The sequence below is a fragment of the Corallococcus praedator genome (assembly GCF_003612125.1).
In the GTDB taxonomy this organism is placed as follows: domain Bacteria; phylum Myxococcota; class Myxococcia; order Myxococcales; family Myxococcaceae; genus Corallococcus; species Corallococcus praedator.
Genome location: NZ_RAWI01000990.1, coordinates 1 through 455 on the forward strand (window position 1 = coordinate 1; position 455 = coordinate 455).

The 455-nt window shown below is 62.9% G+C and carries 1 protein-coding gene; it reads left to right on the forward strand.

From position 1 onward, the window contains the following. The coding region (locus D7Y13_RS42730; protein WP_120631110.1) for a division plane positioning ATPase MipZ at positions 1–455 on the forward strand (455 nt) is incomplete at both ends.

Genomic DNA, 455 nt, shown 5'->3' on the forward strand with positions numbered 1-455 from the left:
TTTCCGAACGACGCGACGAAGCGGGTATCGGCCCAGCGGTGCCGTGTATCCAGCGGACGGGCGATGTCGCGGCGACGCTGCGCGATTTATCGCGGCGCTACCAGGTGATTGTGGTAGACGCCGGCGGCCGCGATTCCCGCGAAATGCGGTCGGCAATGGCTGTTTCCAACCTGTTGCTGGTGCCTACCCGCGCCAGCCAGGCCGATCTGGAGACGCTGCCGAAGGTCAACGAACTAGTCAGCTTGGCCCGAGGCCTGAATCCCGACCTGAAGGCCTTCGCGGTGCTGTCGATGGCGCCGTCCAATCCGACGATTCGAGAGGTGGACGACGCGCGCGAGGCGCTAAGCCAGTTCGATCAGCTCGAACTGGCGGACACCATCATCCGCGACCGGAAGGTCTACCGTGATGCGTTACTCAACGGAAATGGAGTGGTTGAGTTGAGTAATTCCCAGGCG